At 37.6% G+C, this 7779-nt stretch carries 6 protein-coding genes; 2 read left to right on the top strand and 4 right to left on the bottom strand.

Features of this window, described 5'->3' with window-relative positions:
- Window positions 1–172: 172 nt before the first annotated feature.
- Window positions 173–592: a photosystem I reaction center subunit II PsaD gene (locus AACX33_RS21000; RefSeq protein ID WP_194001840.1), complete on the top strand. Its 420-nt coding sequence runs from the start codon at window positions 173–175 to the stop codon at window positions 590–592.
- A 138-nt stretch (window positions 593–730) separates the two neighbouring features.
- Window positions 731–2245 (top strand): anthranilate synthase component I, encoded by a 1515-nt coding sequence (gene trpE / locus AACX33_RS20995; protein ID WP_194001842.1) that lies wholly within the window; start codon window positions 731–733, stop codon window positions 2243–2245.
- A 135-nt stretch (window positions 2246–2380) separates the two neighbouring features.
- Here trpE and AACX33_RS20990 read toward each other — a convergent pair whose 3' ends face one another.
- The 4 genes from AACX33_RS20990 to purQ all read right to left on the bottom strand — a co-directional run bounded on the left by AACX33_RS20990 (window position 2381) and on the right by purQ (window position 7713).
- Complete coding sequence (locus tag AACX33_RS20990) at window positions 2381–2932, bottom strand: Imm42 family immunity protein (RefSeq protein WP_194001844.1); 552 nt, start codon at window positions 2930–2932, stop codon at window positions 2381–2383.
- Between the two features lie 25 nt (window positions 2933–2957).
- Window positions 2958–3701 (bottom strand): hypothetical protein, encoded by a 744-nt coding sequence (locus tag AACX33_RS20985; protein ID WP_227789209.1) that lies wholly within the window; start codon window positions 3699–3701, stop codon window positions 2958–2960.
- A gap of 127 nt (window positions 3702–3828) precedes the next feature.
- Window positions 3829–6855, bottom strand: coding sequence for a hypothetical protein (locus AACX33_RS20980; RefSeq protein ID WP_194001846.1), 3027 nt, complete (start codon window positions 6853–6855; stop codon window positions 3829–3831).
- A gap of 183 nt (window positions 6856–7038) precedes the next feature.
- The gene (purQ, locus tag AACX33_RS20975; RefSeq protein WP_194001948.1) at window positions 7039–7713 is read right to left on the bottom strand and encodes a phosphoribosylformylglycinamidine synthase subunit PurQ; all 675 of its coding nucleotides are present in this window, start codon (window positions 7711–7713) and stop codon (window positions 7039–7041) included.
- Between the last annotated feature and the right edge of the window lie 66 nt (window positions 7714–7779).

Below are 7779 nucleotides of genomic sequence, written 5' to 3'. Positions count from 1 at the left end.
TGTATAAGAGACAGGGGCAGGGTGCAGGGTGCAGGGGGGAAAAAATTGTAACTTCCCAATGACCAATGACCAATGACCAATGACTAAAAACTGTTACAGTCTATGACGCGATCGCCATATGATCATGTTGGCAGTGTTAGGATGCCGTAAAAACGTTGAGAGAGACACCTTTATGGCAGAAACACTTTCTGGACAAACTCCGCTATTTGGTGGTAGCACTGGCGGTTTGCTGACCAAAGCAAAAGAAGAAGAAAAGTACGCTATCACTTGGACAAGCCCCAAAGAACAAGTTTTTGAAATGCCTACAGGTGGTTCAGCCACTATGCTCAAAGGCGAAAACCTGCTATACATAGCTCGTAAAGAATATGGTATCGCATTGGGCGGTCAACTCCGGAAGTTCAAAATCACAGATTACAAAATTTACCGGATTTTACCCTCTGGAGAAACCACTTGCATTCACCCGGCTGATGGTGTCTTCCCAGAAAAAGTCAACGCAGGACGCGAACAAGTACGTTTTGTACCTCGCAGCATTGGGGAAAACCCCAGTCCCGCAAAACTTAAGTTCAGTGGTAAAGCTACCCACGATGCTTAAACGCTAGAAAGTGGGGAGTGGGGAGTAGGGAGTAGGGAGTAGTGAAAAGAACGGTACAAATTTGATACCCAGTTTTCCATTCTCCATTCTCTAATTTCCCCATTCCCCATTCTCTAATTTCCCCATTCCCTAAATTCTATGATGTTTCCCGATTTTTCTGATTTTTCTCAGCTCGCTTTACAAGGTAATTTTGTTCCGGTGTATCAGGAATGGATAGCAGACCTCGATACGCCTGTCTCAGCTTGGTATAAAGTTTGTGCTGGTCAGCCTTATAGTTTTTTGCTGGAATCGGTGGAAGGTGGGGAAAAAATCGGACGTTATAGTTTACTCGGTTGCAATCCGCTATGGATTTTATCAGCCAAGGGTGACACTACAACTCAGACACATCGAGACGGTTCGCAAGTTGTGTTTACAGGTGACCCCTTTACAGCTTTAGCTGAATGTTTGGAACCTTTTAAACCGGTGACTTTACCCCAGCTACCGCCAGGAATTGGGGGATTGTTTGGATTTTGGGGCTATGAATTGATTCGGTGGATTGAGCCACGTGTGCCAATTCATCTACCAGATGAGCGTAATATTCCTGATGGATTATGGATGCAGGTAGACCACCTGTTGATTTTTGACCAGGTGAAGCGGAAAATTTGGGCGATCGCCTACGCAGATTTACGTGACCCAGAAGTGAATTTGCAAGCAGCTTATGAACAAGCGTGCGATCGCGTCACACAGATGCTGTGTAAGTTATCTTTACCAGTGTCACCGCAAAAAACTATTTTAGAATGGACTCCCCCAGGAACGCAGAATGTAGGGGGAATAGAGGAATATACCAGCAACTTCACCCGCCCAGAATTTTGCGCCAGTGTGGAAAAGGCGAAAGAATATATTAAAGCTGGTGATATTTTCCAAGTAGTAATTTCTCAGCGTTTATCCACAGAATATACAGGCGACCCCTTCGCCCTTTATCGTTCCCTGCGCCAGATAAATCCTTCGCCTTACATGGCTTTCTTTAACTTCCAAGATTGGCAAATTATCGGTTCCAGTCCAGAGGTGATGGTCAAAGCCGAACGCGATGCAGATGGTGGGGTATTAGCCACAGTCCGCCCCATTGCGGGGACACGTCCACGGGGTAAAACTACCAAGGAGGATGAAGCCTTTGCAGAGGATTTACTCCAAGACCCCAAGGAAACTGCGGAACACGTCATGTTAGTTGATTTAGGGCGGAATGATTTGGGGCGGGTTTGTGAAAGTGGTAGTGTCAAAGTTGACGAATTAATGATCGTTGAGCGTTATTCCCATGTCATGCACATTGTCAGTAATGTGGTGGGTAAGTTAGCACCAGATAAGACTGCTTGGGATTTACTCAAGGCTTGTTTCCCTGCGGGGACTGTGAGTGGTGCGCCTAAAATTCGGGCGATGGAAATTATCAATGAGTTAGAACCGAGTCGCCGGGGTGTTTATTCTGGTGTCTATGGTTATTATGATTTTGAAGGACAATTGAATAGTGCGATCGCAATTCGCACAATGGTATTGCAGAATAATACTGTAACTGTCCAAGCTGGTGCAGGTTTGGTGGCTGATTCTGAACCAGAGAAGGAATATGAGGAGACTTTGAATAAGGCGCGAGGGTTGTTGATAGCAATTCGTTGTTTACAGTGATGTTTTTTTCTCACGCAGAGGCGCAGAGGCGCGGAGAGTAAGAGATGAGAAGAGTGGAGTTTGTCTTTGGCATCGGGAATACCTTAATATACTAATTTTAATCAATGTACGTTTTTCGCCTTCAAGATACTTTTACTAATTGGAAACTGGTCGAGATGACTTAATAGTGACAATTAGATGAGAATACCAAGCAGTGAAAGATTCAATTATATATTTGTATGTTTGAGGTTTTAATCTGACTTCCTTAATAGTTTGAGAAACTAACTCTTTCCAAATAAATCTTTCTTCTTCTTCTCCTTCAATAAGGAATGCTATTTCTCCATCAAATGCTTCAGAGAAACCAGGACATATACAGAATTTTCTATATTTTTGCTCCCGTTTTGCTAAATGCGAATAAGATGCCATATTATCATCGGAGTTATCACCGTAAATTGCAGAATTAAGAAATTCCCAAACTTCTCCGGGAGTCATTTTCATCAAATTTGAATCTTGCCTTTTTCCGCATTCTGTTAAAGATATCTTAAAATTACTGTAAGGCAAATCTAGGATTACTGTCTGTGAAAAATCTCCGATCACAAATCCTCCAGCCCAAAGAACAATATTTCCCAATAAGTAATCTTGTGGATCGCTTTCTATTTGATCTAACAAGCACTCTAAAGCCAATTCTTGTTTAACTCCGAATAACATAAATTATCTCTTACACCTAGCCCTATTAAATTTTTTCAACCTTATATTTAAAAGCTGTGAAATAGTCTGTTAAACCTGGCGAAAAATCTAAACCCAAAGAATTGGTATCAATACTCAAGCTAGAAAATACACTCTTAGAACGAATATAGTTAACATCCCGCATTAATAAGCGGCGAATAATTTCCACATAATCAATATTTTGGATATCTTCGTCGGTGTGAATGGAAAAAACCGATAAATCAAGACACAAAACCCGATACTTGCGCCGATATTTGATCAAAATTAAAGTATCAGCGTTGAGAAAATCACCTTTCGCTTTATATTTACTAATATACTTAGCAGCATTTTCTAATTTATCAAACTGGGAAAGAACATCTTTAAACCATTGCGTCTCATCGGTTTGATAAGTTCCAATACTGTTATCACCTTGAAAGCAGCATTGATAATATAAAATTTCCAAATGTCGGAAGTTCTCTGGTTTATCGCATCCCACAGATGTGAGATATTCGCGAAAGAAATTTAATCCCGATAAAAATCCCTTTTGAACAAAAAATTGACACCAAGTATCAGCTATGTTTTTTTCTAGTTTACTGACTACTTTATCAACTATTCTATCTCGAATTTTAGAAAATCTCAGATATTTAAGTTCGTTGCGATATAAGTTTCCAAATTTTTGCTTGATTTGGTTTTGGTGAATGTAAGATAAAATCCCAATATTAAATCCTACTTCAAATAATCTTCCTAAGTCATCAGCTATTTTTGCTGTCATTTTAATTTATTCTATTATTTTTGTTTAAACGAACCGCCAAGTCGCCCGCGCGCAGCGATGCCCGCAAGGGCTGTAGTACGCCAAGAAGGAAAGAAGAAAGGAAGTTATGAGAGGACTAAAGTCCTGACTACGAAGTTTGTTGCGGGGTTTGGAGGATGTCTCTGATGTAGGTTAAAAATGCTAAGGAGTTAAATTCTGCTGTTCCTCGACTATGTTTAAATAAAGCCAGTTCACCAATTGATTCATCTCCGATGAGATTTTGATAAGGATCTAATTTCAGTTCGATTTTACCCGATTTTTCATAACGGGAAAAATGAAATAAGGTTAAGCATTGCAAAATCTCATTTTTTAACTGGCTTTGGTTGGAAATTAGTCCTCTTCTAATATCTTCGTCATCCAGTATACCTTTATAAATGTTCAATAATGTTGCGTAAGACATCACACCGTTATAGTTATTATCTTTAGAAACTGCGATTCCATTAAACAAGTTGAAAAATATCACAGATTGTTTATTGCTATCTTCTGCTAACTCGGTGAGTTCGATGGTATCTTGAATATATAATGATGTTGAGTTGATATTGTCTCCTACTTTGACTGCATAATATTTGTCAAAGAACATGGGATAAATTTTAATATCATCTCGTTCTGTTCTTAAAGCTGTAATCACATTTTTGGACATAAAAAATAGTCCATCATCTTCGGTTTGAGTAATATGTAATGTGCTGCTGTAAGGAACTTTCGCTATATAAATAAAATGTCTATATCCTTTTTTATACAGTTTATCTACATTCTCGACTATGACGCTGGGATATTCAAACATATCTTGATGATCATCATAGTTCTCTGAGAATGTTTTTAATAATCTCAATTTCACTGTTTGCGGTTCAATTTGGAAATCTATAATTTCTCCCATCAGGTTAGATTTTTTTGTTTCGGTTCCCCATCTACTATCGCTGACTCGACTGGAAACTACAATAATCGCTAGTTTATCTAGTTCTTTAAATTCAAATTTATCTGGATTCTGTAAAGTAAATTTTTTGGGTAAGACAGAATACAAGGAACTTAAAGTGTTGAGAATTTTAAATTTATCCTTTGCAAAGGAAAACTCACTAATATCTATTCCCTGGGAGTTACTCCGAGATTTTTCGTTAAATAAATGGGATAATACACCAGTCAAGGAAATTATGAATTTTTCTATGGGTGCATCATCAGTTTTGTTTTTGAGGTGTATCTTCAACATGGGAATAAATAACTTTGACTGTTCTTCTAGCAAGACATACAAACAAACATATGCTAGTAAACTGTAGGTGATTTTGTAAATAAACTCTTGATGAGAGTCTAGTTTTTCAGTTTCTGATTGATAAGGAAATATTAGTAAGTTACGCTGTGGAAAGTTGGCGTTATAAAATTTTTGGCATTTTTCATTTTTTGTTGGTAAAAATATTACGGGTAAAACACCAATATTCTGTTGTATATCATATTCGATGTTAAAGGTTTCTCTGTCATCAGTCTCTAAAAAGTTAATTTCGCTGATAGTCATTTTGGCTTGGAGACTGACAAGGGAGTTTGTCTGGGTGGTTGCTTCTCCTAAGTTGATGTATTTGAGACAATCTTTAGGATTTTTTTCTAACCCAGTTTTAAATAATGTATTTCTACCATCAATAGTATCGATATCATTTTCTAAAATACTATATTTCACAGAAATATGTAGCGGATATTCTCTGCTAGGAAATTGAGTTTTACACTGGATGAGGTTTTGTAATACTTTTTTGAGTGTGTCGATTTTCTGTTGAACATTTACTTTCTTGAAACCTGCTATCCAACTTCTAAATAAATTTTCCTTCGCTTCATCATTACCACCCTGCAATATTGGTAGGATATCTTTTTCAAATTTCTCCCTGGGATTATAGTTTAATTCATTTTGGGGGTGATAATTTTCATCTGAGGGATTTTCACGAGATGCAAATACAAAATAATACAATAATGCTATCTTTAAAACTTTATTAGCAAATATGGAGTTTCTAGATTCGTCTGCTATCTCTTGTTTATGTTCGTCACTATCTGGATTTAACAGATTGAGATTATAATCAAAGACGGTTCTACCTCCATAGGCTTGAACTTTACCATCAAATTTCAACTTGATACCAAAGACAAATTCTACTTTTTCTCCATATTCATCTTCTGTTTCTCCTAAGTAACCTGCGATAATAGGGATAATCGGAAGCATATCAAATGCTTCACTCCGAGAAAATATATTTTGGTAATTAACTTGTGTTTCCTGATAGTTAACTAAATATTCACCGTCTGCTTTACTGCTATCGTTAATGAAATCATCCAACAATTTCAATCTTCTGATTAAATCTGCTAAATATATTGTTCCTTTAAAGTTTTCATCACTAGCATTTTCGTTAACATTTTCGGAAAGAAATTCTAAATATCTAATCTTGGCTAGCCTTTTTAATTTACCTAATGTTTCTTGGTTAACCAGATTTTCTAATTTGTAGATATCAGAGTTACTATTCTCCTTTAAATTATCTAAAATATATTCTATATCTTCCCTCTCTGTGGAACTTGCAGCCACAAATTCCTTCTCTATATAGTTATTAATTCCCTCTAATAATTGTGAAGTAAAATCACGGGGTTTATCTACTGAAATTTTGAGTTTATGCGCTTTTAGTAATTGTCTTTGTTTGCCGTCATCTTTTTTAAGTGTTAATCGCTGTTTTTGTAAGTTTTCACTTTTAGGAAAGCTATATGTTAGGTTAAATTTTTCCGGTTTTCCGCGAAATGTCTGCAAATCACTGATGAGTTGTTTAATTAATGCAAATCTATCTGGAGAATCTGTCTTCTCAGAAATCTTGGTTAAGCTGTTCTGAATACAAGCGGTAATTTCTCTAATTTGTGCTGGAAATTTTTCTTGAGAACCAGAACTAAAGTTAAGGGTAGCTGTTTTGACTGATTTAGCGTTTCCTAAAGGACTGTCTACTTGTAAAGCAGCTATTTGAGTGGCTATTTTATTAATATCAATTAGTAGCCATTTATTGTTGTTACGGATTTCAAATATCTGTTCGTTTTTTAAAGCTTGTAATATCTTGGTTAATAAATCAGTATAATCCACATTGGCTAAGTCGGGATTTGTTGTTATTTTATTCACTTTGATAACCCTGATAATTTAAATTAATTCAATTAATAATTGAGTATAAAATAGAGGAATTAATAAGTCAATAACAGTAAAATTACTGCTAAGTAAAATATTTTGATAACTTGATGTTTAGTAGTCATAAAAAAAGTCCACTTGCGCGGACTTTGATGCAGTTTAATTTGTAGAAAAATAAAGTTACGCCAAGGCTGCTATTTTCTCTAACAACCCTTGAAATAATCTCAACCCGTCACTACACCCCAGCGCGGCATCTGATGCCCTTTCTGGGTGCGGCATCATGCCTAAAACGTTGCCTTGTCGATTGCAAATGCCGGCGATGTTGTTGAGTGAACCGTTGGGATTTTCTCCTGCATAGCGGAAGACGACTTGCCCATGATCTTCAATGGCTGATAAAGTTGCTGGATCAGCATAAAATCGCCCTTCACCGTGGGCAATGGGTAAAGTGATAGTTTCACCTGTTGTATAGGATTGCGTCCAATTGGTGTCGGTACGCTCAACTTGCAAGGGGACGCGATCGCATATAAAATGCAAATCCCGATTCCTCGTTAATGCCCCTGGTAACAACCCTGCTTCAGTTAATACCTGAAAACCATTGCAAATACCAAGAACAAACTTACCTTGTTTAGCATGGTTAATCACCTGCTGCATCACAGGCGAGAACTGAGCGATCGCACCACAGCGCAGATAATCCCCGTAACTAAAACCACCAGGTACAATTACCACATCCACATCAGCGATGTCTGTTTCTTGATGCCAAACCATGCGAGTCGGTTGACCCAGCAAGTCTCTGGTCACATAAGCCACATCGCGATCGCAATTAGAACCCGGAAAAACCAAAACCCCAAATTTCATCATTTAGTCAGTAGTCATTGGTCATTAGTCAATGGGAGTGGGGAGTGGGGAGTGGGGAGTGGGAAA

Origin of the sequence: Nodularia sp. LEGE 04288 (assembly GCF_963896525.1) — a bacterium.
In the GTDB taxonomy this organism is placed as follows: Bacteria; Cyanobacteriota; Cyanobacteriia; order Cyanobacteriales; family Nostocaceae; genus Nodularia.
Note: the sequence above shows the minus strand (reverse complement) of the source record. Positions and strands in the feature narration are given on the sequence as shown.

Excerpts from the sequence above, each read along its gene's own strand:
- AACX33_RS21000 (WP_194001840.1), top strand. The coding sequence starts at position 173 with ATGGCAGAAACACTTTCTGGACAAACTCCGCTATTTGGTGGTAGCACT.
- trpE (WP_194001842.1), top strand. The coding sequence starts at position 731 with ATGATGTTTCCCGATTTTTCTGATTTTTCTCAGCTCGCTTTACAAGGT.
- AACX33_RS20990 (WP_194001844.1), bottom strand. The coding sequence starts at position 2,932 with ATGTTATTCGGAGTTAAACAAGAATTGGCTTTAGAGTGCTTGTTAGAT.
- AACX33_RS20985 (WP_227789209.1), bottom strand. The coding sequence starts at position 3,701 with ATGACAGCAAAAATAGCTGATGACTTAGGAAGATTATTTGAAGTAGGA.
- purQ (WP_194001948.1), bottom strand. The coding sequence starts at position 7,713 with ATGAAATTTGGGGTTTTGGTTTTTCCGGGTTCTAATTGCGATCGCGAT.